Origin of the sequence: Pseudoalteromonas sp. SMS1 (genome assembly GCF_021530565.1) — a bacterium.
Taxonomy (GTDB): domain Bacteria; phylum Pseudomonadota; class Gammaproteobacteria; order Enterobacterales; family Alteromonadaceae; genus Pseudoalteromonas.
This window is the reverse complement of record NZ_JAKGBI010000004.1, coordinates 84,190-109,155: the sequence shown is the minus strand read 5'-3', so window position 1 is coordinate 109,155 and position 24,966 is coordinate 84,190. Positions and strand designations below refer to the sequence as shown.

At 43.2% G+C, this 24,966-nt stretch carries 23 protein-coding genes; 15 read left to right on the top strand and 8 right to left on the bottom strand.

Annotated features, from left to right (window positions below; genetic code table 11):
- Positions 1 to 57 precede the first annotated feature (57 nt).
- Both L1286_RS06155 and L1286_RS06150 read right to left on the bottom strand, forming a co-directional pair.
- The gene (locus tag L1286_RS06155; protein WP_235406031.1) at positions 58 to 759 is read right to left on the bottom strand and encodes a CTP synthase C-terminal region-related (seleno)protein; all 702 of its coding nucleotides are present in this window, start codon (positions 757 to 759) and stop codon (positions 58 to 60) included.
- Positions 760 to 882: 123 nt separating this feature from the next.
- Complete coding sequence (locus tag L1286_RS06150; RefSeq protein ID WP_268832069.1) at positions 883 to 1,353, bottom strand: low molecular weight protein-tyrosine-phosphatase; 471 nt, start codon at positions 1,351 to 1,353, stop codon at positions 883 to 885.
- Positions 1,354 to 1,591: 238 nt separating this feature from the next.
- Between L1286_RS06150 and L1286_RS06145 the strand changes: the two genes are divergently transcribed.
- Both L1286_RS06145 and L1286_RS06140 read left to right on the top strand, forming a co-directional pair.
- On the top strand, positions 1,592 to 2,458 hold the full coding sequence (locus L1286_RS06145) for a serine hydrolase domain-containing protein (protein ID WP_235406029.1): 867 nt from the start codon (positions 1,592 to 1,594) through the stop codon (positions 2,456 to 2,458).
- 344 nt (positions 2,459 to 2,802) lie between these two features.
- Positions 2,803 to 3,279 (top strand): hypothetical protein, encoded by a 477-nt coding sequence (locus L1286_RS06140; RefSeq protein WP_235406028.1) that lies wholly within the window; start codon positions 2,803 to 2,805, stop codon positions 3,277 to 3,279.
- A 41-nt stretch (positions 3,280 to 3,320) separates the two neighbouring features.
- Here the strand turns inward: L1286_RS06140 and L1286_RS06135 are convergent, their stop codons facing one another.
- On the bottom strand, positions 3,321 to 3,794 hold the full coding sequence (locus L1286_RS06135; protein WP_235406027.1) for a hypothetical protein: 474 nt from the start codon (positions 3,792 to 3,794) through the stop codon (positions 3,321 to 3,323).
- Between the two features lie 367 nt (positions 3,795 to 4,161).
- On the opposite strand from L1286_RS06135, the gene L1286_RS06130 reads away from it, so the two are divergent.
- From L1286_RS06130 to L1286_RS06120, 3 genes are all read left to right on the top strand, one after another.
- The gene (locus tag L1286_RS06130) at positions 4,162 to 4,575 is read left to right on the top strand and encodes a nucleotide triphosphate diphosphatase NUDT15 (protein WP_235406026.1); all 414 of its coding nucleotides are present in this window, start codon (positions 4,162 to 4,164) and stop codon (positions 4,573 to 4,575) included.
- 138 nt (positions 4,576 to 4,713) lie between these two features.
- Positions 4,714 to 5,817 (top strand): YHYH protein, encoded by a 1,104-nt coding sequence (locus L1286_RS06125; protein WP_235406025.1) that lies wholly within the window; start codon positions 4,714 to 4,716, stop codon positions 5,815 to 5,817.
- Between the two features lie 27 nt (positions 5,818 to 5,844).
- The gene (locus tag L1286_RS06120) at positions 5,845 to 6,363 is read left to right on the top strand and encodes a hypothetical protein (RefSeq protein WP_235406024.1); all 519 of its coding nucleotides are present in this window, start codon (positions 5,845 to 5,847) and stop codon (positions 6,361 to 6,363) included.
- Between the two features lie 66 nt (positions 6,364 to 6,429).
- Here the strand turns inward: L1286_RS06120 and L1286_RS06115 are convergent, their stop codons facing one another.
- Together L1286_RS06115 and L1286_RS06110 are read right to left on the bottom strand one after the other, a co-directional pair.
- Positions 6,430 to 7,317 carry a hypothetical protein gene (locus L1286_RS06115; RefSeq protein WP_235406023.1) on the bottom strand — a complete coding sequence of 296 codons (888 nt, stop codon included), beginning with the start codon at positions 7,315 to 7,317 and terminating at the stop codon, positions 6,430 to 6,432.
- Positions 7,314 to 8,003 (bottom strand): hypothetical protein, encoded by a 690-nt coding sequence (locus tag L1286_RS06110; RefSeq protein ID WP_235406022.1) that lies wholly within the window; start codon positions 8,001 to 8,003, stop codon positions 7,314 to 7,316. The genes L1286_RS06115 and L1286_RS06110 overlap by 4 nt, the downstream gene beginning before the upstream one ends.
- A gap of 257 nt (positions 8,004 to 8,260) precedes the next feature.
- Between L1286_RS06110 and L1286_RS06105 the strand changes: the two genes are divergently transcribed.
- Complete coding sequence (locus L1286_RS06105) at positions 8,261 to 10,417, top strand: alkaline phosphatase family protein (protein ID WP_235406021.1); 2,157 nt, start codon at positions 8,261 to 8,263, stop codon at positions 10,415 to 10,417.
- A 68-nt stretch (positions 10,418 to 10,485) separates the two neighbouring features.
- Here the strand turns inward: L1286_RS06105 and hmpA are convergent, their stop codons facing one another.
- Genes hmpA through L1286_RS06090 form a run of 3 tightly spaced genes read right to left on the bottom strand, consistent with a single transcriptional unit; the run spans position 10,486 to position 13,130 of the window.
- Positions 10,486 to 11,649, bottom strand: coding sequence for an NO-inducible flavohemoprotein (hmpA, locus tag L1286_RS06100; protein WP_235406020.1), 1,164 nt, complete (start codon positions 11,647 to 11,649; stop codon positions 10,486 to 10,488).
- 14 nt (positions 11,650 to 11,663) lie between these two features.
- On the bottom strand, positions 11,664 to 12,878 hold the full coding sequence (locus L1286_RS06095) for an NnrS family protein (protein ID WP_235406019.1): 1,215 nt from the start codon (positions 12,876 to 12,878) through the stop codon (positions 11,664 to 11,666).
- A complete protein-coding gene (locus L1286_RS06090; RefSeq protein WP_235406018.1) occupies positions 12,879 to 13,130 on the bottom strand; it encodes a hypothetical protein in 252 nt (83 codons plus the stop codon).
- Between the two features lie 160 nt (positions 13,131 to 13,290).
- Between L1286_RS06090 and norR the strand changes: the two genes are divergently transcribed.
- The 9 genes from norR (at position 13,291) to L1286_RS06045 (ending at position 24,940) form a co-directional block, all read left to right on the top strand.
- The gene (norR, locus tag L1286_RS06085; protein WP_235406017.1) at positions 13,291 to 14,868 is read left to right on the top strand and encodes a nitric oxide reductase transcriptional regulator NorR; all 1,578 of its coding nucleotides are present in this window, start codon (positions 13,291 to 13,293) and stop codon (positions 14,866 to 14,868) included.
- Positions 14,869 to 15,078: 210 nt separating this feature from the next.
- Positions 15,079 to 15,549 (top strand): bacterioferritin, encoded by a 471-nt coding sequence (gene bfr / locus L1286_RS06080; protein ID WP_235406016.1) that lies wholly within the window; start codon positions 15,079 to 15,081, stop codon positions 15,547 to 15,549.
- Positions 15,550 to 15,552: 3 nt separating this feature from the next.
- Entirely contained in the window at positions 15,553 to 16,044 is a 492-nt protein-coding gene (bfr, locus tag L1286_RS06075) for a bacterioferritin (RefSeq protein WP_142048908.1), read from the top strand.
- A 214-nt stretch (positions 16,045 to 16,258) separates the two neighbouring features.
- Entirely contained in the window at positions 16,259 to 16,852 is a 594-nt protein-coding gene (locus L1286_RS06070) for a TetR/AcrR family transcriptional regulator (protein ID WP_235406015.1), read from the top strand.
- On the top strand, positions 16,849 to 17,694 hold the full coding sequence (locus tag L1286_RS06065; protein ID WP_235406014.1) for an alpha/beta fold hydrolase: 846 nt from the start codon (positions 16,849 to 16,851) through the stop codon (positions 17,692 to 17,694). Before L1286_RS06070 ends, L1286_RS06065 begins: the two co-directional genes overlap by 4 nt.
- 84 nt (positions 17,695 to 17,778) lie before the next feature.
- Positions 17,779 to 18,996 carry an ABC transporter substrate-binding protein gene (locus L1286_RS06060; protein WP_235406013.1) on the top strand — a complete coding sequence of 406 codons (1,218 nt, stop codon included), beginning with the start codon at positions 17,779 to 17,781 and terminating at the stop codon, positions 18,994 to 18,996.
- Positions 18,993 to 22,319: a PAS domain-containing hybrid sensor histidine kinase/response regulator gene (locus L1286_RS06055; RefSeq protein WP_235406012.1), complete on the top strand. Its 3,327-nt coding sequence runs from the start codon at positions 18,993 to 18,995 to the stop codon at positions 22,317 to 22,319. Before L1286_RS06060 ends, L1286_RS06055 begins: the two co-directional genes overlap by 4 nt.
- Before the next feature lie 71 nt (positions 22,320 to 22,390).
- Positions 22,391 to 24,547 carry an exonuclease domain-containing protein gene (locus L1286_RS06050; RefSeq protein ID WP_235406011.1) on the top strand — a complete coding sequence of 719 codons (2,157 nt, stop codon included), beginning with the start codon at positions 22,391 to 22,393 and terminating at the stop codon, positions 24,545 to 24,547.
- Positions 24,548 to 24,559: 12 nt separating this feature from the next.
- Positions 24,560 to 24,940, top strand: coding sequence for a DUF1294 domain-containing protein (locus L1286_RS06045; protein WP_235406010.1), 381 nt, complete (start codon positions 24,560 to 24,562; stop codon positions 24,938 to 24,940).
- Positions 24,941 to 24,966: the final 26 nt, after the last annotated feature.

The following is a 24,966-nucleotide window of genomic DNA, read 5'->3' as shown; positions in this document are numbered from 1 at the left end:
TTTTACCGAATCAAAGATAAAAACGCAAGTGATACTTCATTGCTCATAAAAACAAGACTACAAACCTTGATTTTGCGCACAGGCATTCACAAAAGCCTCAATCAATGGCGAGCGTTTTCTACTCAACACTGCGCGCTCAGGTTGGAACAACGTGGCAATAAAAAATGGATGAATGGTTAGCTCAACGGCTCTGACTTCGTGTGTGTTATCATCAGCTGATGCAACCAATGGGCCTTGCAATAGGGCGTTTCGAAACGCTTCGTTTAGGCCGTAGCGACAGCGGTACCCTTCTTGAATTGCGGTTACTTTGTAGATGGAAGCCAATTGCGATTGCGGGAACAAATTGACGGCTTCAGTCGTTTCAATCAGTGCGCAAGACAGTTCAGAAATTACTGCGCGCTGACCCTCGGGGGTGGACTCTGCATGGGCTGCGTCCGGCCATCCAATCACGTTTCGCGCGTATTCCAGCACAGCATGCTGAAAACCACCGCAGCTTCCTAAAAATGGCACTAGATTTTCACGAGCATATTTTATGGCTTGAATAGCACCAGATTCATCTACATATGGTGTTTTTGGAACACACCAAATGCCGTCAAATTGGCTCAAATCTGTGTTTTTAATGGTTTCTGTCGCAAGCCAGGTTGCTTGAACTTCAAGTCTTAATTCGTTTCCTGCCATATCTAAAGAAAGAGGGATCCCCTGGTGAGCGGGTACAGACGCGTCGTAGTCTCCGACGAGGGCGATTGATATTGTTTTCATCTCTTTTCCTTAAGTATTTATTAAATATTCGTGCGTTTTCATTATGGGTAAAAATAGTTGCCACGTCCATTTCGTTGAGGGCAGAATTGTGAAGAATTGTGTTACCTGCATATATGCAAGTGATTACGACAGCGACTTAATAAGCTTGTCTGAGGCTGACTCAACAAGATCTAACACCAACTCAAACCCATCTCCATCGCCGTAGTATGGATCAGGCACCTCAGAAACACTCAGCCCAGCATAGGTTAAAAATAGGTGGAGTTTACCTTGATACGCTCTTGGGCAGATTGCTTGTAAGTCCGATAGGTTATTTTTATCGGCACAAAGAATTAAGTCGAATTCCTCAAAGTCTTTTTTTGCGACTTGTCTGGAGGTAATGCCCGCAAAACTATAGCCCCTTTTTTGTCCCGCTTTAGCGCTACGTTTATCTGGTGAGCTGCCTTCGTGATAGTTAATCGTACCGGCTGAATCAACCAAGAGTGCGAGCCCTTTTGCTTTGGCTTTTGCTTTCATGACAGCTTCCATCGTGGGCGAACGACAAATGTTGCCCATGCAAACAACCAATATTTTTTTAGTCGAAGTATTAGACGCCATGGTGAGACCTATAAAATGAAGAGATTATTTTTTGGTCTTAAAAATTAACACTCAAGCGTAAGCAATAAAAGCGCTTAATATGATTTTTTAAAAATTATAAGCTTTTTCATAGTTTTGCGTCTGTTTTACACAAAGTAGCCGTTCATTCGCTACTTTAGCGACATAATCTTCTCAAGTCTTTTATTTATTTCTGCTAAATAAATATGTCTAACAGTCAAAACGCATGGTGGAGATACTCTTGATTTATAGCTTACATAACGAAGTGTATGATTTTACGAGCGCTGGAGATAAACCGGTACCGTGGTGGAGCTTTACAAAGACAGTGATAGCCACCTTGATTTTGAGGTGTGTGGAGCAAGGAAAGATTGAATTGGACGCTAAGCTTAACGGCAAGCCATATACTTATCGACAGCTTTTACAACATACGTCAGGGTTAACTGATTACGCTATGCTGCGTGAGTATCATCAAGCGGTTGCGAAAGGCGACTCGCCTTGGTCATGTGAGGAGATGTTGGCAAAGGTGCAAGTTGAGGAATTGCTATTTAATCCCGGAGAAGGTTGGCGTTACTCAAATATTGGCTATCTGATGTTAAGGCAGCAGATAGAGCAATGCCACGATGCGCCTTTCACTGCCGTATTGAATGGACTATTCAACGCCTTTGATATTTCAAATAGTGCACTTATTGAGTCATCTGCCGATTTCGATAAACTCAAAGTGAATAGCCAAAGCTACGATCCGCGCTGGTGTTATCACGGTGTGATAGCGGGTAGTGTGCACAATGCTGCCAAGTTTTTACATCTGCTTATGAACGGGCTGCTTATCTCAAAGCCAATGCTAAAACGCATGCTGGCACCCTATAAATTAACCTTTGATGTGGGGCAAAGGCCATGGAAAAGCCCCGCGGTCGGACTGGGTGTGATGCTCAACTGTGAGCCTAAACTTAAAACAACCGGACATACAGGCCAAGGCCCACAGAGCTGCTTTGCCGCCTATCATTTTGCGCAGGCCAACCCGATTACGATTACTGTTTTCGAACAAACTGACTCACAAGCAGTGGTCGAAGATAAAGCCGTTGAGTTAGCGAAAGCTTTTGTAGGGCGCTGAATAGCAAACAAGTTCAGGCGCTGGATATGATGGTGTGGGGGGACTCATTGACCCTATACATTTTTGATTGAGTTGTTCACTGTCCAATTACGCCAAGACACCCGATACATTTTCAAGGCTTATTGGGAGCATAAGTAAGGCAAATTACGCTGCACAATAGCACTTGATAATGGGCTTAAAGCAGATCCTCTCGGCAGTGTCGGCAATTTGTTTATCTAGCATGGTGGTTAAAAAATAACAGGCGAGTGCAATTTAAAGTTGAAATAAATGTAAATAAAGTGTGTATTTTGTGTTTTGTTAATGCAATATAGAGTTTCTATTAAAGGTAAACTTAAGGACGAATTATGAAATATACATTAGTTTTGGCTTCGTTGTTGGCGACTTATGGTGCTCATGCGCAGGTTAAAATCTCAGTTGACCCATCACAATGTCAGCAAGTCAGCCAGTATGGAGAGATTGCTTATGAGGAGGCAGGCGTGACCAACGTGTCAACGCAGCATGAGTTAACATTGAGGTGCCCGATTCCAAATTATAATGGCAAACAATTGAGTAGCGTGGAGATATGGAAAAATCCGCATCGCACAGTATATTGTAGTTTGGTGCGAAGGCATTGGGCACATTATGCAAATAAGCCGTCGTTAACAGTGAAAGAATTTACCCTTTCTAGCTATCCTGGGTTTTTATTACAGTCTATTTCGGCTGGTAGCCTTGGCAACAGTGACAGAGATATAGGCACAGCCTATCATTTTGAGTGTCGTATTCCAGCTAAGTCAGGCAATAATCAAACCTATCTTGGTGCATACACCTATATTTTCAACTAACCATGATAACTATCCGTTTGGTGGCTGTTGAGAGACAAGTATTAGTTTGCGAGATACTTTGAATGAAAGTGCTCAACCTGAATATAGTGATCTATCAGCACCTGACAACGAATACTTTGATTAAAGCGGACCAGCTCACATGCAAGGCAAGCCACAATTTTATATGCGTGTAATGCCGCTTTTCTCAGCGCCGTGTTTTGCCCATTTTTGATTATATTCTCAAGTGCTTCGGCAGCCGTTTCCAAATAAAACGTCTCATCAGTGTCTTCAAGAATGGGGCAGTAATCAAAGCAGTTATTACAAATGTCGGCAACACGTCTAGCAGAGAGTCTATTGGCGCTGGGTGAGCATAACAATTGAATACTGACATCAAACGCTTGTAGATAGATGTGACTAGCCTGATCTTGTAAACCCAATGAGTAGGCTTTGTCGGCACTTTCTATAAGCCGATTGTATTTAATGACCAGTGAGTTTGAGTTTGAAGATGATACTAAAGCAAGTTTTCGAACCACCATATGCTTTTCCTAATCATTTTTTATTAATATCGCTGTACACATGGGTAGCAGCCACTGCATTTTATATTTTCATGATAATGAGATTGGTTATCATTATCAAGTTGTGGTGAGGTGTGTGTTGTCTTTCAATTGCTTTATCAGCGTACCCAGTGTTGTTAAAAGCCACCCAGTGGGTATGCCTCATTCCCAGTATGGTTCAAAATATAAATATGGCAAATCATAGACATAGGTCAGTTTAATTTTAGGGTAAGTTATTTTGTTCCATGATAGACTCTCGCGTATTTTCGCTGTAATTGTTTAATCCATAGTTGAGGCAAGGAGGGCACGATAGGGTGCTCGTCTTAAGTTGTGTATATGAGAGGTGTACATGGAAAATGTAGTAAAAGTGGGTGTGGGTGTCATACTGATTCGAGATGGAAAGATTTTGTTAGGAGAGCGCCAAGGAGCGCATGGTGAAAACACATGGGCAACGCCTGGCGGCCACTTGGAATTTGGTGAAAGTGTCGAATCGTGTGCTGCAAGAGAAGTATTGGAAGAGACTGGGCTACACATTTCCTCTGTACGCAAAGTGGGTTTTACCAATGACATATTCGATAATGAACACAAGCATTATATCACTTTGTTTGTGGCGGCTGAGTGTCCAATTGGAGATGCCGTTGTGATGGAACCCGAAAAGTGTAAATCTTGGCGATGGTTTGCATTGGATGATTTGCCAAAACCACTATTTTTATGTATGGAAAACTTCTTAAAAGATCGTGATTTTGAAAATGTAAATTTATGAAAATATTGCATTTTTAAATTTAAAGACGATTAACTGTTTCGTTGCACAGTGTTTGCACATTGGTCTCTTATAGTTGAAAAAAGCGCAAGTATTGACCTGATGGTTTAAGCGAAGCTTTTGACGATAGGAGAACAAAATATGTATTGTACTAGTGTGTCTTTTAAACGTGTCACAGCATTCATGGTCAGTGCCTCTTTGTGGGTGCTGACAGGTTGTGGCGCAAGCTCCGGTGACGACGGCACAGGTCAAGTCGTTACAAATACTCAATCAGACGTGGGGAATACCAGCGCCAACAATAGCGGCAGCACGACGTCATCTGGTGCTGAGTCAGGGTCGAGCTCAGATCAAAGCTCAGGGGAAAACCCCGATTCAAGTGATAGCGCGGGCGGAGACAGTAATACGGCGCAAATTACAGGCTCTACAGACGGTGTTTTGTGTGAATATTTTCACAATGAGTTTAATGCGTCTACGTCCGTGCAGGCCACAAGCAATGCGGATTGGAGTTGTGACGGTTCAGACCGCCAATTAACCGCAAATGGGATCCCAGACCACGCAACGGGGGCTTTCCCTAACTCGGGTAATCCGAACACCATCAGTGAACAAAATGTTTCTATTAGTTATACACTCAATCCTACCAAAACTGACAGTACAACAACGTTAGGTGGCCCAAGAGGGGCAACAGGTTATGTTTTGAATGGCGTTAAAATTGACGCGAACACCGCAGGCTCATGTGACGATTCAGGTAATAGTTGTAGTCTGGTTGGCAATACTGGGAGTTGGAGTATTGAAGCCTTAGGACAAACCAGTTTTGATTTTGGAACTGACGACAACAACGCGCACGTGCAACCAGATGGTTCTTATCATTATCATGGCATGCCGGAGGGGTTCATAGCGCTAAAAAGTGGTAACGAAGTTGCAATGACCTTAATCGGTTGGGCTGCAGATGGCTTTCCCATTTATGCTCGTTATGGCTATAGCGAAGCTGAAAATGCAGAATCTGAATTGAAGGTGATGACGGGCAGTTATCACTTGGTGGAGAATGTCAGCAGCAATCGCCCCTCAACGTCAGTGTATGCGCTGGGTACCTTTGCGCAAGATTGGGAGTATGTGGCAGGAAGCGGAGACTTAGACGAGTGCAATGGCCGATTTGGTGTAACACCTGAGTTTCCACAAGGCATTTACCATTACTATGCAACAGACAGTTATCCCTATTTTCAGCGTTGCGTAAAAGGTCAACTGTAGCCAAATCAGAGTATAAAAGGGGGAATTATGATGTTCAAAATCATTGCAAGGTTAGTCATCGTCGCTATTTGGGTGTTTAGTTCGGTCTCAAATGCCCACCTCATGGTTGCCGAACATGGCACATTGAACTTTGATGACTCAGGCGCCTACATGGTAATTTCGTTACCAGCTTTGAGCTTTGCTGACGCTGATATAGACAACAATGGCTCGCTATCTGTAAGCGAGTTTAAAGCAAAAAAAGACCATATTATTTTGGCTATTCTAGATAAGGTATGGATGACTCAAAATGAGCGCAAAGAATCATTGCAGGGCATTATGGTTTCACCACAAGTGGCTCATCATGGTAACCGCGATGATATCGACCAAATTGTGGTTATGGGTAAATTTGTGAATATAGACCACACACAAAACCTGACATTTCATCATGGCCTATTTGGCGCGAAGCGTGATCAACAACTGGTTATGACGGCTAAACACAAACGCTTAGGACTAAGCCAAAAGTTTGTTCTGACACCCCAAAAGGTGACATCAAAGGTATTTCACTGAGTAGGTAGCAATGGCAGTAAACGTGTTGCCAGTTTGTCGGCTGGCAACATTTAACATTTTACAGCGCTAGCTGTCACACTGGCTCGGCAGATTGGTAACATAGTTTGCCGGGTAGTGAAGGATCCAATTCCTCAGGTTTTTAATGACAACATACTCACAAGAGTGCTCTATGACGCTGGCCCTTAAAAATTGTTTGTTGTTCTTTTTCTTGATGTGCAATGTTTGTTGCTGCGGTACCTGACTGTAGGTGCCAGATAAATCCTTCTTTAAACTCTCAATGGCCCGATCAAAAAGCGCATCATATTGTTTCGATATGTCGGCATTACCATTCATCAACTGGCCTGCGAGCTCTTCTGACCAAGTCGCCCCATGTACTTCGATGATGTTCTGGTACATCAAGTTATTGAGCTTCTTGCGGCTTTTAGTTTTCTTGGATTTAGGTTTTTCTATCCATGCAACGAGTTTTAATGACAGTTTCTTCATGTCCTGATTTGCAAAAAAGATAGGTCTGACTTGTACCGTTTTCTCTCCAGCAATTGGTGGGTGATCAACCACATAATGACGCTTAGACTCAGCCAATGATTTATGAGTGACTGATTTTGACGCTTCAATGAGCGGCATTATCAGCTTATTTGCTTGGTCTTGTTGTTCTCTCAGCTTTTTCTCTTGCATAGAGCTATTAATTGCAGCGTGAGAGAAGACCTGAGCCAATGCCGTTGCCGGCGTGCCATAGTACATCATATGTGTCCCAGCAACCGAACGGTCATGAGAATACTCACCTCTAAGGTCGAGTTTGTTGTCCAAATTTAAGTAAAACTTGAACTCATTTTGTGCAATTGCATTGTCTTTGTTCAGTGACTTTGCGACTACATAGTCATCTCTTTTTGCAGATTTGCAGCCTGTTAGGGCTGCAATAGCACATAAAGAGACAAATAGCTTCTTTATGTTCATCATAAGAAAATCTTGTTTATCGACTCTTTAACTTGCTCAACGGCTTGGTAGTAAGCGTTTGTTACGCCTGGGAACTTCTGCTTAGGTTCATCCCACTCACCCTCGACAACGACTTTCTTGTCCAATTCAAGATACTGTAGGTACTGGTTCGTCTCTAGATCGACAGAATAAACAACGCCACGGACATAGCCAAGTGGATCTGTATTTGGCACATAGTTCGTGTAGCTTCTATAAGCACCATGCGTTGCAATGTCTAACACAACGAGTACATCAATATTTTTAGACGCTTTTAAAGCACGGAAGTCTTTTTTAGCGTAACCCAGTTCACCTTTGAACTTTTTAAGCTTTTTAAATTCTTTTTCAGACAATTCGATGAACTCGACAGAACCTGTTTTAGCTTTATAGCCCTCCAACAATAGTTGTTTACTGGATTCAATATCCGATGTTGGCAATGATTCAAGGTGTTTTGACAATGAGGAGTTAGCTGCCGCAGCGACCCCATAACAAAGAAGGCAGCCTGCACCGTAAATATTTGTTGTAGGTTCTTGAATAGTGTCAACGTAGATACCTACTCGCTTTTCTGCATTCAGAAGTTGCTGTTGTAGCTGAACAGGAGGTTGTGGCGTTGAACCACATGCGGCTAGGACCAATGTTATCGCTGCCACAAAAAGTACTTTAATTGAATTCATAATTTCACCAAGTTGAATAAAGGTGGCGATTCTATGGCTAAAAACTCAGCATTTCAATTTGGTTTGTAAAAAAGTGTAAATCCAATTGTAAAATTATGAATTAATTCATTTTTATCTGGTTGTGAAAAAAAACCGAAAAGAAATTTACGTAAAAACTTAATATTAAGTTCATGTTTTTTGTCTTTTTTTATAGTTTTTTTTAGAAATAATATTGCTCCACATTAAGTCTGGACTAGACCAAAAAGGAAGGAGATTTTATGCAGGTTTTTAGACGTGGTGTTCAAAATGTGTGCAAGGTGGGTAAGTGTCGTGCAGTCATTGCGTTGTCTCTAACTATCCCGTTTATCGGGATGGTTGGTGCGGCGGAACACTCTTTGTTGATAGCGGTTGATGGTTTAAGAGGTGACGGAATTGAGAATGCGGTGACCCCAAACTTTGACAAGTTGATCCAAGGCTCTTGGGCTGAAGGTTATCAAGGCGCATTTGCCTTTTACGCGCAAACAATGAAGGATGCCGCACCCAATAGTGGGCCCAATCATGTCGGTATTATGACAGGCGTGACTGCCAGCAAAAGCGGTGTTACTGGTAACTCAGATGTACACACCGGTCGGTACGATCAATTCCCGCACTATCAAACCCTACTTGAAAGGCACAGTAGCAAACTCAATACAGCATATTTGGTAACCTGGTCTACAGATATGCAAATTACTAATCATGCTGATCTAAAGGTTGATTCCAATGATGCGGGCAATGTGGCAAATACCATTGCGATAATCAATGGTACCTACCAATCTAAAGATTGGCCGAGAGGCACATCTGCAGATTCAATTTTTTTATTTTTGGATGATGTAGATGGTGCAGGTCATGCTTGCTGTTTTACGGCCTCTGACACCGGGTACGTAGACGAAATCGCGGATGTAGATGCCCAAATAGGCCGTATCCTCGATGCAATTAAAGCACGGCCAAATTTTGCGAATGAGCATTGGCAAATTGTGGTAACGTCAGATCATGGCGGTCGGGGCTCCTCTCATGGCATTCACGCCGCAGACAACTATACCATACCGTTTTTAGTTGTTTCTAAGTCTGCGAAGCAAGGTTACTTGACTGGGGTACCAAATAACTATGATGCAGCCCCCACGGTACTTGCTCATCATGGCGTATCTATACCCACTAATATGGATGGTGTTGTACGAGGAGGCAGCGTGCAACAAAAAGCACCTGATGCCATCGAGACGGATTTAATTACTTACTTGCCATTTGAAGGTGACTTTCATGATAAGTCAGGGAATCACCTGCATGCACACGTAGGTGGAGGTAGCCCAGAAGTTAATTCTGGCGGTAAATTTGGCCGATTTGTCTCCATCAACGGTGAAAAAGAGTTTTTAACACTGGGTAATCCTTCCGAGCTAGATTTTGCCCACGCTCGAGATTTTACGCTCATGACTTGGTATCGAGTCAACGGCGATCAACACGGTGATCCTGTGATTGTAGGGAACAAAAACTGGGATAGCGGCAGTAACAGAGGCACATTGCTACTTGCCAATGAAGGCAATGGCGATGATGTTGGGATCAATATTGCGTCAACATCAGCCGATCGTAAAGACATCGACCCAATAGATTATACATTTAATGGTTGGTGGTTGCTGGTCGCAACGTTTGACCGAGATGGCAGCGCAACCTTGTACGCGGGCAGCCCGACTGGTGAACTAAATATTATCTCTGGCAGTATCGAAGATGTGGGTGACATTAGTACTTCGCTCGACTGGAACATTGGGCAAGATGGCACCGGTCGATACAAGTATAATTTAAAAGCGGATCTTGACGATTTTGCAGTGTGGGGGCGTGCATTGTCAATCGATGAAGTACGTACGCTTTACAATGGTGGCGCAGGAACCGAAATCAACAGCATATTGGGCAATCCCTCAGCACGTTATTTGACCGCAGAGTCAAATGTCATTGCTGGACAAGATTACTCTGTGATTATTACCACTGCCGTGAATGGCCAAACATGCGGCCTAGAGTGGGATGCAACGCTGCGTAGTCGGGAGCGCAATGCGAAATGGGATTGTGCAGGCCGCGCTGATCCACTGACTTTGAAGGTGACTAAAGTTGAATCATCCGGCGGTACTCAGCGTGTTTCGGGTTATCTTGTCGCGCAAGGTGGAAAAGGTGCATTTGAATGGGACGCAGATATGGTTTCAAACGAACGAAATGCTAAATTTGATGAAGGTACGGGTGGTGACTACCTGACATTCACTTTATCTAACAGTGCAAATGCCAGCAAAATTAGTGTGATTGCAAACGATCAAGAGTGTGGCCTTGAGTGGGATGCCGACTTATTGGGTGGTGAGCGAAACGCTAAGTTTGATTGTCGACCACGTTACGATCGTTTTACCATTCAATTAATTGACTAGATGTGAAGCATTGAAGCACCTAATTTAGTCAAAAGACAGACTCTGAATGAGTCTGTCTTCATTTGTTATTACAGGCTTTCGTGTGGGCCAAATACTTCATACAAAATGCGTGATTGCTCCACGCCTAGCTCGATAAGCTGAGATTTAATAAAAGCCATGAAACCGCTTGGTCCACAGAGGTAAAACTCACCATCGGTTATGGGCAGTAGTGGTTTGAGTGCATTCAATTGCATAAGCCCACTGTGCTCATGTTGGGCATCGGCTTCGATCCATGTCTGTGTTTGTAGTTGCGGAAGGGACACTTTAAAGTTGTCGATAGACTGTGTAAATGCGCGTTCATTTTGATTGCGACAAGCGTGTAAAAATAAGCAAGGTGCTGTAGTACCTTGTTCAGCAAGCGTCTCTAACATTGCCATCATCGGCGTAATGCCTACCCCTGCACTCACCAGTACTTTTGGTGCTTGGTTAATCTTGAGCACAAAATCACCGGCAGGTGGGTAGGCGTCTACCTCGTCTCCTACTTCTAATGTATGTAAGTGTGAAGAGATGAGTCCATCAGTTTTCACCGAAATGCGATAATGATCTGATTTTGCACTCTGTGACAGCGAGTATTGTCTAATTTGGCGATTTTCTTGCCCTTCAACTTGGCACTCAATTGCAAGGTATTGGCCTGGGGAGTATGTTGCTACCTGTCGGCCATCGATAGGGGTTAAATATAAGCTTTTGATGACCTCTGATTCTTGCACGATTTTTGAAATTGCAAAACGGCGTTTTCCGCGCCAACCACCTAGTTTGTTTTCACTTTGTTGATAAAGACCTTCTTCTTGCGTAATAAATAAATCGGCAAGAAAGCCATAGGCTTCAGCCCATGCGGCGATGATTTCAGGCGTACATTCATTTGGGAACATTTCTTCCAAAGTTGCCAGAAGATGCGTGCCAACAATTGGGTAATGTTCAGGCAAAATATTTAAACTTGCGTGTTTGTGGTTGATGCGATTAATTGCTTCTGACAACACCGCAGGGTTGTCAATGTGGGTCGCATAAGCAGCTAAAGCGCTGAACAGTGCAAACTGTTGCTTTCCCGATTTTTGATTGCTCACATTGAAAATGTTGAGCAGTTCTGGGTTGTGGCTAAACATGCGTTTGTAGAAGTGGTCGGTCACTTGTGTTCCTGCATTAGCAAGCAGAGGGATTGTATCCTTAACGAGTTTTATTGTTTGTGTTGATAGCATAAAAATTCTCCAAATTAACCACGACGCCCGTCAAGGCGCTTTTTCATTAAAATAGGGGTGTACACAGTGACGAAGATGACAAATGCAGCGATCCAAAGGAGTGCACTTGCGAGCCAACTGTGATGGGGATTGATAAAAATTGGTAAAATACTGCGTGTGACGGCTGACAGTGCGCACAGTCCAAATGCAACGCTCATTAGCGGATGAGGGATTAAAGGCCTTGCGGTATGACCAAGAGATACACGAGCCATAATCGACAATATCATCAAACCCATTGCGCCAATGGTGATAAGGTGCAATGCGTCTTTGGCATACCAAGGAAAGTTCAAATACGAACCGCCGAATCCAAGTAAACCCAGTGCCATAAATAAGTAAGCGATAAATAATGACCAAAGCAGTGGTCTAGTCAAAACACCAGAAGTAAACCAATAGGCACTGCGCACAAGGTGTAAGACTGCTGTAAACACCAAAACATAGCCCGGGTTCAGTGGGCTAGACAAAACATGATGAGAGAAAAAGCCACCCATTCCGATAACGGCTGACCAAAACAGCCATTTATCCAATCTTGGAGTTTTTACTTGTTCTGTTAAGCTAAGCCCTCTTGCGATAAAAAATGGCACAACTCGACCCGCAATCACGCTGATCAGCAAGGTGAAACCCAGAATCGCCAGATGAGAGAATACGTGTATAAGTTCGTAGCTATGCGTCTTTACTAGCCATAAAAACACCATGTTGAAACTGGCCATAGCACAAAGGATGATGATAAATGGGTAGTTGTTTTTACTTTTTGCTTTGAGCAAGGTATTGGCAAAGTGACAAATTGCGAGTAACCAAAAGGTGGCTTGTAAAAACACCAAAAATATCAGTGAAGAGTCATTGAATAAAAAGACCAAACGCGCACAGAACCACACGAGTGTTAAGAATAATAGTCTGCTCCCGCTGAGTGTTGGGATACCAGTCCAATTTTGAGAAGCCGTCAGCAAAAAACCAATTGCAACGGCACTGGCAAAACCGAATAGCATTTCGTGAGCATGCCAAAGCGTTGGTGCGATGGATAAATGCCAAGGCATTAAACCACTGAGTACGAGCGTCCAAATAAGCATACTTAAAACAGCCCAAATACCAGCAAGTAAAAACATCGGCCTAAACCCAAGCATTAAAAAAGGCCAGGTTGAGGGCTTAAGTGGGTGCACGCTAGGGAGTGGGTGTTCTAACTGTATCAGTGACATTTAACGTACCTCCATACCCAAGTTGTATTGGCACAGGCAGCGAATGACATAACTAATTTTGAGTAAAGTAGCAAAGACTAAGCTGCTTATATGCGCGCCAATTTGTACCGGAAGAGAGAGCAAGTTTGCCAATGGATAACTTGCAATAATTGCGAATCCAAAACCAATTACGCTTAAAACCAGAAAGTAATTAGCAATGGTGAGCAGTTTGTTAAACGTGACAGAAAAATCAAGGTGTTGGATAGGCATCATAAGTCACTCTCTATAAAAACACGACGATGTATTAATGGCAGGAGTTGTGCCAACTTTTTAAATATTTAAAAACAATGGCTTAAGGATTTTAACTTGCAATTAAGAGTCAAATAGACATAATAAACATTGAGTAATTTAAACATTAAAAGGTCAATTTGACATGGAGCAAAGGCGACTATCTCAATTACTGGCTTTAAACCATGACTTGGCCATGGCGCTGCCGAAATCTAATGAAGTAGAAATAAGCGTTTACAGCCAAGCTGTCGTAAACGCATTGCAAACATGTATTAGTGCAGATGCAATTGTGGTCTTACAGGCGCAAGGTGACGTACTGATCCCGCAAGCCTTTACAGGCCTTGCCCCCGAAGTTATGGGTCGACGATTTCAGCTACGCGATCATCCGCGGCTAGCAAGTATTGCAAAAGCGCCCGATCAGCCCGTGGTCTTTTCTTCTGATTGCCCATTAAGTGATCCCTACGATGGCATGTTACTCGCTGAAGACGGTGAGCTACCAGTGCATGCTTGCATGGGCTTTTCGTTATACGAACAAGGTCTTTTGTTAGGGGTTGTCACTTTTGACAGTCTGACGCCGAATGCATTTGACGCGTACAGTCGCTCATTGCTGACGATGATTCAATCCGCGGTGTGCGCCCATTTTAGTGCGGTGTTAAATACACACAAACTGGCAAAACGTGCTCAATCCGGTTTAGCCATGCTGCACGAGTTAAGCCATCAATCACACACTATGATTGGTGAGTCTGCTCCTATGGAGCGTCTAAAGTCGGATATTAATCTAGTAGCAAATTCAGATTTAAGTGTGTTGATCCAAGGTGAAACAGGTACTGGTAAAGAGCTTGTCGCGAGACAGGTTCATAGTAACTCCAGTCGCTGCAATGCGCCTTTTGTGCAAGTTAACTGTGCCTCTTTGCCAGAAAACCTCGCAGAGAGTGAGTTTTTTGGTCATCGAAAAGGGGCGTTTACGGGGGCTGATAGTCATCGAGAAGGTAAGTTTTTAGTCGCAGATCAGGGGACTTTGTTTTTGGATGAAATAGGAGAGCTACCGCTTCATATCCAAAGTAAACTGCTGCGTGCATTGCAAAGCGGTGAGATTCAACCCGTCGGAAGTGATAAACCCCATCATGTGAACGTCCGCATTGTTGCTGCGACAAATCGCGATTTGCAAAAAGAAGTGGAAGAAGGACGCTTTCGCGCAGACCTTTATCACAGGTTGCGCGTATTCCCATTGCAAGTGCCGCCATTGAGAGACCGAGCCACGGATATTGTTCCGCTTGCAGGTTACTTTGTTGAGCAGCTGCGCAAGAAGCTAGGCGTTTCACAGTTAGTGATAGATAGCGCGCTGCTGGCGCAACTACAGTCACATGATTGGCCTGGTAATGTAAGAGAGTTGGAACATGTGCTGAGCCGCGCGGCGCTAAAAGCAAAGCATGCAGATTGGCAAAAAGACATTGTTAAAATAATGCCGTCTCACAGTGAGCTTACTTACACAGAAAAAGATGCGGGAGGGAGTGTAAGCCTGCCCGCAGAGGCAAATTATGTTGAAGCGAACTCTCTAAAGGATGCGACCGCGCAATTTCAAAAACAACTTATTTTACAAAAGCTGAACAAAGAAAATCTAAACTGGGCCGCAGCAGCACGCTCGCTTGATATCGATCGCGCGAATTTAGTCCGTTTGGCTAAACGTTTAGGCATCGAAACTGTTAAGAAAGTTAAGTCGTGAAGATAGGTAAACGCAACAGTCAATTTAAAGTGGTAATAGAGACCGAAACTCAACTGTAATTGGCAATGAAAATTGTTCTTAATTCTTTTATAAGTTATTTATTTTAAAAGGATATATAAACTTATTTGTTATTTTTATTTAGTCTTGCGAAGTGATGATATTGGACTAGTGTTATAGGGCGTCTAACTGAATTTGCCACTAGGGGGCCCTATGAAGGGTAGCAAGCAAGTAATTGTCACTTTAAATAAAATTTTGACACTCGAACTTACTTCTATCAACCAGTACTTTTTGCATGCGCGCATGTATAAAAACTGGGGGTTAGAAGAGTTAAACGAAAAGGCCTACAAGAAGTCGATTAAGGATATGAAGCAAGCCGATGATTTAATTGAGCGGATCCTGTTCTTAGAAGGCCTACCTAATCTACAACACCTCGAAAAGCTGCGCATTGGCGAGCACACAGCAGAAATGCTGAGCTGTGATCTTGCATTTGAGCACGAGCAGTTGCCAGCACTGCGTGAAGCCATCGACTTGTGTGAAAAAGAGCAAGACTACGTCAGTAGAGAACTGCTCGAAGATATTCTTGAGTATGAAGAAGAGTATGTAGATTGGTTAGAAACACAAGAATTCTTAATTAAAAACACGGGCATCGAAAACTATCTTCAATCGCAGATGGAGGACTAAATTATGCAAGGTGTTCAAAAGGTTATCGATTTACTCAACAAGCAACTTACGCTTGAACTCAGTTCAATGGACCAGTACCTCGCACACTCCAAAATGTACGAAGATTGGGGTATGGATAAATTACATGACAAGCTATCGCATGAATATGAAGAAGAGCTTGACCATGCAAAACGCATTACCGAGCGGATTTTGTTTTTAGAAGGCACGCCAGATACGGCATCCCGCGCCCCAATCAACGTTGGCAGTAATGTCAAAGAAATGCTTGAAAATGATTTGGCGGCAGAGGTTGTCGTGAAAGACCACCTCAAGAAGGTTATTGCCGTGTGCGAAGAAGAACAGGACTACGTCACTCGAGAAATACTAGAAACATTACTTGATGACACCGAAATGGACCATATTTATTGGTTAGAGCAACACCTAGGTTTAATCGACCTTATCGGTATTCAAAATTATATTCAGAGCCAAATGAATGGCGGCTCAGGATCTGGCAGCTAACGGAAGTTAGCGTGTTAAGCAAGGTAAAAGAGCGCACTATGCGCTCTTTTTTTGTGCTTTTAGATAACACAATTTTATTGATTCAAACAACGACAACACGGTTTACTACTTGACCATGCGTTATTCCTGCACCTATGACCGCACACAATTAACTTGACCTAAAACAGTATCGCGCTATTATAAACCGAACGTTCGTTCTTTTTTTTTGGTTGGTATGGGCAAAGGTAAACAAACTAAACAGCAGATTTTGGCTAAAGGGTTGGAACTTGCTTCTGAAACAGGGTTAAACGACTTGACGATTGGGGTGCTTGCAACCGCCACGGGGATGTCTAAGTCTGGGCTGTTTGGCCACTTTAACTCAAAAGAGACGTTGCAATTAAATGTCCTTGAATACGCCGCTGAGCGATTTCGAGAGCATGTTGTTTTGGCATGTGAAAAAGACACGCGTGGTATCGCCAAGTTAAATCAACTGACCCAAAATTGGCTGAATTGGTACCAACCTGATGCCGTCACATGCATTTTTATGAATGCATCCATCGAGTTTGACGACCAACCAGGTGCAATTCGAGATCATATTGAATCCACACTCAGCAATTGGCTGAGCTATTTGCAGCATATCGTTTCTCAGGCGGTTGCGGATGGAGAGCTCAAGTCGGACACCTGTCCACAACAATTTGTTTTTGAATTGTATTCACTTTATTTGGGTAGCCAGAGCCTACGTTGGTTGAGCCTAGAAGATGACAAACGTAATCGCTTCAAAACTGGGTTCAATTCACTTTTAGAAAGATATGGAGTTGACAACAAATGAGTAGCAAAATTTATTTTTCAGACAGTAACAGTAAAAAATCTATGAGCTACCTCGTCACGCGTGGAGTGTCGTCCCTGATGGCAAAAGTAGCTCCGAATACCAGTATGAAAGCAACGCGAAAGCTGTTGTTAACACCGTCTGCAAGTCGCAAAGAGGTGGCGCTTCCTGCGTCTATGCGTACGCGAAAGCTAGACTCTCAATACGGCGCAATCAATGTTGTTGAAGCAGGGGAGGGACCAACTGTGATTTTTACGCATGGTTGGTCTGGTAGTGTGACTCAGTTTTACCCATTAATGCAAAAAGTAGTTGAACAGGGATATAAAGTGGTAGGTTTTGATCATTATGGACATGGTAAAAGTGAAGGCCGCTTTGCAAATTTACCACTGTTCATAAAAGGTCTAAAAACGGTCATGTCGGCATACAAAGATCACACTGTGACAGGATTCGTTAGCCACTCTATGGGCACAATTGGGGCGTTAAATGCGACCAGTGATGCGCGCCATGTACTGATTGCGCCGACTTTTGATTTTTACAATTCATTTCAGCAAAGGATCTTATCAACCGGCCTTGCAAATCAACTGTTTGAAAAGCTGTTAAATGAAGTTGAAACAGAGCATGGTATGGTATTCAAAGCATTGCAACCTGAACTGCATATGGAAAAACAAGGACAGTTACTTGTTGTGCATGATAAAGACGATAAATATGCACCTTATAGCCATACCCAAGAGCAGGTTAGTTTGTATGAACATGCAAGTCTTTCTACCACATCAGGTCAAGGGCATGGACGCGTTATTAACAGTGACCAAACATGGCAGGCGGTAAAGCAACTAATGGGCATTTAATACTTTGATTGAATTGCAATTACTAAGCAATGTTTGTCAAGATAGGCTAAATTTAAGTAAATCCAAATTTAACGATTAGTTCCTATGGCTAAATATTGCTTGGTCGTGTTGTGGTTGTGTTTTTCGACGTATGCGCTTGCAGATGGTAAAAACTTACCATCGCTTCACATCTATCATGATTCTGATTACAGCACGCATAAGGCGTCTGCAATTGCGATGAAAATGGGCTTTTTGACAGCGCTGAATGAAGTTGATAAGCAAGTACAAGGATTTGAATTGAAGTTATTGTCGATGGATCATCGTGGCAACAGCAATCGGAGTTTTTTACATTTTAAACGATTTTTGAAAGACCCATCTGGATTGTTTGTACTCGGTGGGTTGCATTCCCCACCTTATATTAAACATCGCGCGTTCATCAACAAGAACCAAATTCCTCTTTTGGTACCATGGGCTGCTGGTGGTCCGATTACCCGGTATGACCAAGGTGAAAACTGGGTATACCGACTCTCTGTAGATGACACAAAAGCAGGTCCTAAGTTAGTTGAATTTGCAGAGAAAAGATCTTGTAAGAATCCGCATCTACTCTTAGAAAGAACCCCTTGGGGCAAATCAAATTATAAATCCATTGGTAACGCGTTGAATAACCCACAGCCAGACGTAACGTGGTTTGATTGGGGAATGAAAGCGAACAGCGCGAAAATCCACATTCGTGAAATGATATCCAAAGGCAGCGATTGCTTATTGTTTGTGGGTAACTCCATAGAGGGGAAGCAATTGGTCAGTGCAATGGCCGATTATCCAGTCGATCAACGTTTACCGATTATTAGTCATTGGGGCATAACAGGGGGAGACTTTTTCTCAAAGGCAAAAGTCGATCTGGCTTCTGGTATTGACTTACACTTTATTCAAAGTTGTTTTTCTTTTCAGCACAGACCGATGTCAGCTTATGCACAAGAGGTTTGGCAGCGAGCGAAAGCGCTGTTTCCGGATGAGTTTGCCGAGCGAGACTTTTTATTTGCACCGACAGGGTTTATACATGGCTATGACTTAGGCAAAGTATCACTTGCGGCCCTTAATCGAATTAAGCTCACTGGCGATATGCATCAGGACCGCCAAGCTTTTAAACAGTCGCTTGAAAATTTAACGACCCCCGTTGTTGGACTCATCAAAACGTATCAACGACCTTTCACCAAATGGAGCGCAAATAACCCTGATGCACATGAAGCGTTGGGCCTAAGTGACCTGTGTATGGCCTACTTTCAATCTAATGGAAGTACCAAAGTACTGGTGAATAATTCATGAGAGAGTGGCTAAAAAAAGTTTTTAGCATGTCTTCGGACAAAGCGTTTTATGCGTTTTTACTATGTAGTTTGGTGCTGTCAATCGTGATTAGCTTGGCGTTGGTTGGGACGCGAGCCAATAGCTCTGTAAAGGAGCTTCAGCTACAAGCCCGCCAAACAGAAGCGCGCTTGGCAGTCAGTAATTTAGGCCAGTTTATATCAACACGCCTGATCTTGCTCAAAGATTTAGCCAAAATTCCTATGCTGTCTAATGCCGTGATGGGCAGCGATATCTCAAGAGCGTCTTTGTCCGATTTTTTAAAGGAATACAAAGTGCTGGGTTCTCATGCGCCTTTGCATCTTTATAATATCCTTTCAGAGCAAGTCTTTACAAACGCTCCCCTCAGTAGTGAAAATTACACCAACGAGCCTTGGTTAGATCAACTTTTACTGGGTGAGCTTGGCCAAGCCGTCGCTTTAAAATATGATGGCGAGCAGTTTGTTTTTGTAATTGCTGTGCCTATTGAATATAACGGCTTTACAGAGGGAGTGTTAATCTCTGAGTTTAAAACTGATTTAACGGCCTTAATTGCGATTGATATGGGTCAAACAGAACTGGCGGTTGATTTAACGGGTCAGTGGGTCAAGTACAGCAATGCTGATGAAACGCTGTCGTATTTAAAATTGTTTGAAAGTACGTTGGCAGACACCGATATCGCCATTACGTTTTATATTGATCAACAAATTATTGAAAATAATGTCAACACCTTCATTTTAGCAATCGCAAAAGCCGTTGTGATCAGCCTACTGTTGTCATTTTTATTGCTGTTCTTTTTTGGTCGGCAACTGTTACTTAATCCATTTAAGCAATTGCAATTGTCGCAAAAAGCCACTGAAAAAAGTGAAGAGCGTTTTAAACTTGCGATAAAAGGCAGTAATGACGGTATTTGGGATTGGGACATTGAGCGAGGAGGGATGTTTTATTCCCCCCGATTTAGAGAGCTATTAGGCTACAAAGGCGATGATCTAATTGGCTTTCCGGATGTTTTTGAGAGCCTTGAAAAGCATGTTCATCCTGAGGATAAATCTAATACCTTTGGTGCACTCAATACCCACCTCGATACCGGCACTAGCTTTGACGTTGAATTTAGAATGAGAAATGAGTCGGGGGACTTTAGGTTTTATCGCTCTAAAGGGCTAGCGCTTAGAAATAACAATAACAAAGCAATTCGTATGTCAGGGTCATTAACGGACATCACAGATCAGAAAATGTATCAAGAGGCCCTGAAACAAGCCAAAGAGCATAATGATTTATTGGCATATGCCATAGAATCATGTGATGTAGGTATTGTGATCACCGACGCGCACAAGCAGGACATGCCACTGAGCTTTATTAACTCAGCGTTTAAACGCATTACCGGCTATGATGACAGCGTAATTGGCAAAAACTGTCGATTCTTGCAAGGCGAACAAACCTCTCGAGCTGCCTTGAAAGCCATCCGCGAAGCAATTCAAAGCCAAAAACCTCATAGAGAAAAAATTCTGAATTACCGTAAAAATGGCGAAACGTTTTGGAATAATATGCATATTGGTCCTGTGCTGGATGAGCGTAAACGGCTCATAGCCTATGTTGGGATTTTACAAGATATTACTGAGCAGATCAGGCAGCAAAAAGCATTAGCGGACGCTAAAGTTGAAGCGGAACAAGCCAGTGAAGCAAAAAGTGCATTTTTAGCCTCTATGAGCCATGAGATCAGGACACCGATGAACGGCGTATTGGGCATGCTCAATTTAATGTTGAATAGCCCGTTAGATGATGAGCAAAAACACCGAGCGCAGCTGGCGATGAACAGTGCCAATTCATTGCTTAATTTGATCAATGATATTCTTGATTTTTCCAAAGTAGATGCAGGCAAAATGGAACTTGAGTTGCTCGACTTTGATTTAAGAGAATTATTTGGTGATTTCTCTGAGTCGGCCGCGTTACAAGCGCAACGTAAGGGCATTGAGCTTGTATTAGATATCGTTAAAGTTGAAAGTTCAGTTGTCAAAGGCGACCCGAGCCGACTACGCCAAGTACTCTCAAATCTTGTGGGCAATGCCATTAAATTTACCGAGGAAGGTGAGATAATTATTCGCGCAGAGCTCACGAAAGCGGGTGAAAAGCTTAGGCTGGACTGTTCAATTATTGACTCTGGTATTGGCATTCCTCTGTCTAAACAGTACAAACTGTTTGAAACTTTTTCTCAGGTTGACTCATCAACCACTAGAAAATACGGGGGGACGGGGCTAGGGCTTTCTATCGTTAAAAAGCTCTGCGAACTGATGGGGGGCAGTATTGGTGTGCGCAGTGATGAAGGCCGAGGCAGTGAGTTTTACTTTAGCATTGAACTTGCGGTCGGCGAGCAAAATAACCAACACTTACCTGACTTTGACATCAGTAAACTTGAGTTGCTCATTGTTGATGACAACCAAACTAACCGTACTGTACTCAGGGAGCAATTACAGCTTTGGGGGGCAAAGGTCACGGAGGCAGCGTCTGCCATTGAAGCGCTTTCGCAATGTGAGGCGCGTTTAAACGATCCCCATAGAAAGCTGTTTGATATTGCCTTGCTCGACATGCAAATGCCCGTTATGGATGGCGCTAAGCTTGGCAGCGAAATGCAAAAAGATCCGAGGCTCAAGAGTATTAAATTGATCATGATGACGTCGATGGGACACCAAGGCGACGCGGCATTTTTTGCCAAACGCGGCTTCTCGGGATACTTCCCAAAACCTGCGACAACCTCGGATTTACACAATGCGCTCTCTGTCGTCGGTGAAGGAGGCGAAGCGTTAGCCAATGCCAAACCGATTGTGACCTCTCACTATCTGAAGTCATTTAAAGAGTCAGAGTCCGCCGAAGATATTATTTGGGATCCGCAGCCGCGTATTCTTTTAGCTGAAGATAATCATGTGAATCAAATTGTCACGACGAGCATGCTGAAAAAGCTCGGGATAGACTTTGTGGATGTCGTTGCGAACGGGCGTGAAGCGCTGACCACACTTAGGCATTGCCAACACTCTTCACCTTACTGTCTTGTTTTGATGGATTGCCAAATGCCAGAAATGGACGGGTATATCGCCACTGAGTCAATTAGAAATGGCCAAGCTGGCGAAGAAAACAAGGACATAACGGTCATTGCACTGACTGCGAATGCCATGAGTGGCGACGAGAAAAAGTGTCGCGATGCGGGGATGGATGACTATTTGACTAAGCCTATTCAGCCAGCTACGTTACTGACCTGTTTGCGTTCACATTTGGATCATAAGGTCGCCAATTCAGATGTAACCCAAGAGCAATAAGAAAAAAGAGATAGCCAACTGGTACAGATTTTGGCATAGTAAAGTACTGTTTATGTATACAGGTTTTTGTCGTGAAAACGTTGCCAGAAAAATACTATCTCACACATTTCTTTGAACTGGTGAGCTACATAGAGCAAACCAGTCTGCATCTGTTGAGTGATGAGCAAAGGGCAAAGTTAGCCGCTTTTAAACGCCTAGATGAGCAATCTCAATGCTTGTTGGTAAGGGTAATAAACCGCAAACGCGAGTATGTATGCAGGGCTGATTTAGAATACAGTGAAATCACTGATTATGACGCTGCCTTTAACACATTGTACGATGAAAAATGGTTGTCGCTAGCAGCAGAAGCTCAAACGCCTCAATCATTACTCGCGGAGCTAAATAAAGCGCAACTGCAAACCTTAGCAACAAAGCATGACTTAGCTTGCCCGCCTGTAAAATCAGCAAAAAAATCTGTTTGGCTTGCGTTTGTCGCGGGCAAATTTACGCTCTTGAACTTATCTGACTGTGATCTTTACACACACTATTTTACGTCGCATTTTAAACAGGACTTTACGTATCTCCTGTTTTTATATTTTGGTAAATCGGGTGGTGCATTGGCACAGTTTTCAATGCGCGATCTTGGTGTGATGCAGACCAATGCAGAGCGTGCACAAACCAACGCACACTTTGATGATTATCAAGAAGCGCAAAGCGCTTTTTATTTCAGTCGTTTGTATGCTGAACTCAAGCAAATGAGTGAACAAGAGATGGTTGCAACTGCTCGGGTGCTCACTGATGAGTCAGTGATGCAGCCGGTTGGTCAACTGGCTCAGGTTAAGTTTGACCACTTATGCTTCAAGCTGGCGAATAGAGTGGCGGAGTTAAATGGTGACTTAAGCGAAGCCTTGCTTGTTCAAAGTGCACATCCAAGTGCCCAAGAAAAGTACATTCGCTTACTTTACTCGCAAGGTGAGCATACGCGTTGTAAGCAGCAAATCGAGCAAATCTTAGACGCGCCCAGCGACGAACAATTGTTGTTTTTTGCTGAGGACTTTTACCGCCTCAAATATACAAGTAAGCGCACCTCAGCGCTAACCGATGTGCTTAGAAATAGCGGTCCAAAGGTATCTTTAGATGAAGCGTATAAAGGCGACGTTGAGCAAGGGTTAGTGAATCACTATGCCAGGCAGGGTATTAACGCGGTGCACTGCGAAAATATGTTATGGCGAACCTTATTTTGCCTGAGCTTTTGGTATGAACTGTTTGAAGATCATAGAAATGCGTTTTCGAATGAATTTGAAAGCACACCTAAGTGCATCAAAGAGAATACTTTTTATCGTGTTTTTGAAACTGAAATTGAACGCCGTTTGAGTACATTTGACAGTAATGATGAGCTCCTTAGTTGGTTGGTTAAACAAGCTTCAACACATTTTGGCACGCATTGTCGATTACTGCATTGGCAACCTGAAGTACTGACCAATGTGTTTGAGTTTGCAAAACAAGCGCCGGTTCAAGCCGTTTGTGCACATCTGCGTGCTATGAGTAAAGATTTTAAAAACTTAAAAGATGGTTACCCAGATCTCATGGTATTTGATGACGGGGTTAAGTTTGTTGAAGTGAAGGCGCCAGGGGACAGCCTAAGGCGCAATCAACTTATCACCATTCAAACTCTGATCAGACACGGTTTTGACGTCGATGTGCAGTCAGTAGAATGGCGTGTCGACCCACAGCAGCCATATGTGATCGTGGATATAGAAACCACTGGGGGCAAAAAAGAGCACGATAAAATCACCGAAATTGCCATGATTAAAGTACAGGGGGGCGATATAGTAGAAGAGTGGCAGAGCCTGATTAACCCGCAGCGTCGAGTGCCTAAATATATTACTGAATTGACGGGAATAGATAATAATATGGTGGTGGATTCGCCTATTTTCAGTGACATAATGGATAAAATAGATGCCTTTACGAAAGATGCCATTTTCGTTGCGCACAATGTGAACTTCGATTTTGGTTTTATCAAAGCGGAATTTGCGAGATTAGATAGACCGTTTCGTCGTGCCAAGCTGTGTACCGTGCAATTGGGCCGAAAGTGGTTACCTGGACATGCCTCGTATTCACTTGGCAAAATTTGCCAAGATCTGTCGATACCACTGCAAGGTCATCACCGAGCATACAACGATGCAGCTGCGACAGTCGCACTCTTTCATTTAATCAACCAAAAGCGCATTGAAGCCGCAAGTGAATAGGAGGAGACGGATTTGCTATTTAAATCCTTGGTGATGTTTTTGGCCAAATTGGGCGTGATCTTATCCTTGTGTGCTTTAGGTATGCTGGTTCTACCTGTAATTGGCCACAATAGTATGTTGCTTGGCGTGAGCCTTGGTGGACTCGTCATAGCAAACTTAGTGACGTTAATTGTTTTTTATAAAGACAAGGCTAACGCCAAACAAGATAAGCAAAGGATCTCTGAAAGAACGCTGGTTTTGCTGTCGGCACTGTCATTACATTGTGCCACCTATTTAGTAATGCATGTCACGCGCCATAAAACCAATAAAGTGTCGTTTCAACTCAAGTTACTTTTGGCTGTGAGTGTGCAGCTTGTTGCCAGTGCAGCATGGTTTGCCAAGGTATATATTTAGTTTAGGCTACCTTGGCAAATACCAAC

Excerpts from the sequence above, each read along its gene's own strand:
- L1286_RS06155 (WP_235406031.1), bottom strand. The coding sequence starts at position 759 with ATGAAAACAATATCAATCGCCCTCGTCGGAGACTACGACGCGTCTGTA.
- L1286_RS06150 (WP_268832069.1), bottom strand. The coding sequence starts at position 1,353 with ATGGCGTCTAATACTTCGACTAAAAAAATATTGGTTGTTTGCATGGGC.
- L1286_RS06140 (WP_235406028.1), top strand. The coding sequence starts at position 2,803 with ATGAAATATACATTAGTTTTGGCTTCGTTGTTGGCGACTTATGGTGCT.
- L1286_RS06135 (WP_235406027.1), bottom strand. The coding sequence starts at position 3,794 with ATGGTGGTTCGAAAACTTGCTTTAGTATCATCTTCAAACTCAAACTCA.
- L1286_RS06130 (WP_235406026.1), top strand. The coding sequence starts at position 4,162 with ATGGAAAATGTAGTAAAAGTGGGTGTGGGTGTCATACTGATTCGAGAT.
- L1286_RS06125 (WP_235406025.1), top strand. The coding sequence starts at position 4,714 with ATGTATTGTACTAGTGTGTCTTTTAAACGTGTCACAGCATTCATGGTC.
- L1286_RS06120 (WP_235406024.1), top strand. The coding sequence starts at position 5,845 with ATGATGTTCAAAATCATTGCAAGGTTAGTCATCGTCGCTATTTGGGTG.
- L1286_RS06115 (WP_235406023.1), bottom strand. The coding sequence starts at position 7,317 with ATGATGAACATAAAGAAGCTATTTGTCTCTTTATGTGCTATTGCAGCC.
- L1286_RS06110 (WP_235406022.1), bottom strand. The coding sequence starts at position 8,003 with ATGAATTCAATTAAAGTACTTTTTGTGGCAGCGATAACATTGGTCCTA.
- L1286_RS06105 (WP_235406021.1), top strand. The coding sequence starts at position 8,261 with ATGCAGGTTTTTAGACGTGGTGTTCAAAATGTGTGCAAGGTGGGTAAG.
- hmpA (WP_235406020.1), bottom strand. The coding sequence starts at position 11,649 with ATGCTATCAACACAAACAATAAAACTCGTTAAGGATACAATCCCTCTG.
- L1286_RS06095 (WP_235406019.1), bottom strand. The coding sequence starts at position 12,878 with ATGTCACTGATACAGTTAGAACACCCACTCCCTAGCGTGCACCCACTT.
- L1286_RS06090 (WP_235406018.1), bottom strand. The coding sequence starts at position 13,130 with ATGATGCCTATCCAACACCTTGATTTTTCTGTCACGTTTAACAAACTG.
- norR (WP_235406017.1), top strand. The coding sequence starts at position 13,291 with ATGGAGCAAAGGCGACTATCTCAATTACTGGCTTTAAACCATGACTTG.
- bfr (WP_235406016.1), top strand. The coding sequence starts at position 15,079 with ATGAAGGGTAGCAAGCAAGTAATTGTCACTTTAAATAAAATTTTGACA.
- bfr (WP_142048908.1), top strand. The coding sequence starts at position 15,553 with ATGCAAGGTGTTCAAAAGGTTATCGATTTACTCAACAAGCAACTTACG.
- L1286_RS06070 (WP_235406015.1), top strand. The coding sequence starts at position 16,259 with ATGGGCAAAGGTAAACAAACTAAACAGCAGATTTTGGCTAAAGGGTTG.
- L1286_RS06065 (WP_235406014.1), top strand. The coding sequence starts at position 16,849 with ATGAGTAGCAAAATTTATTTTTCAGACAGTAACAGTAAAAAATCTATG.
- L1286_RS06060 (WP_235406013.1), top strand. The coding sequence starts at position 17,779 with ATGGCTAAATATTGCTTGGTCGTGTTGTGGTTGTGTTTTTCGACGTAT.
- L1286_RS06055 (WP_235406012.1), top strand. The coding sequence starts at position 18,993 with ATGAGAGAGTGGCTAAAAAAAGTTTTTAGCATGTCTTCGGACAAAGCG.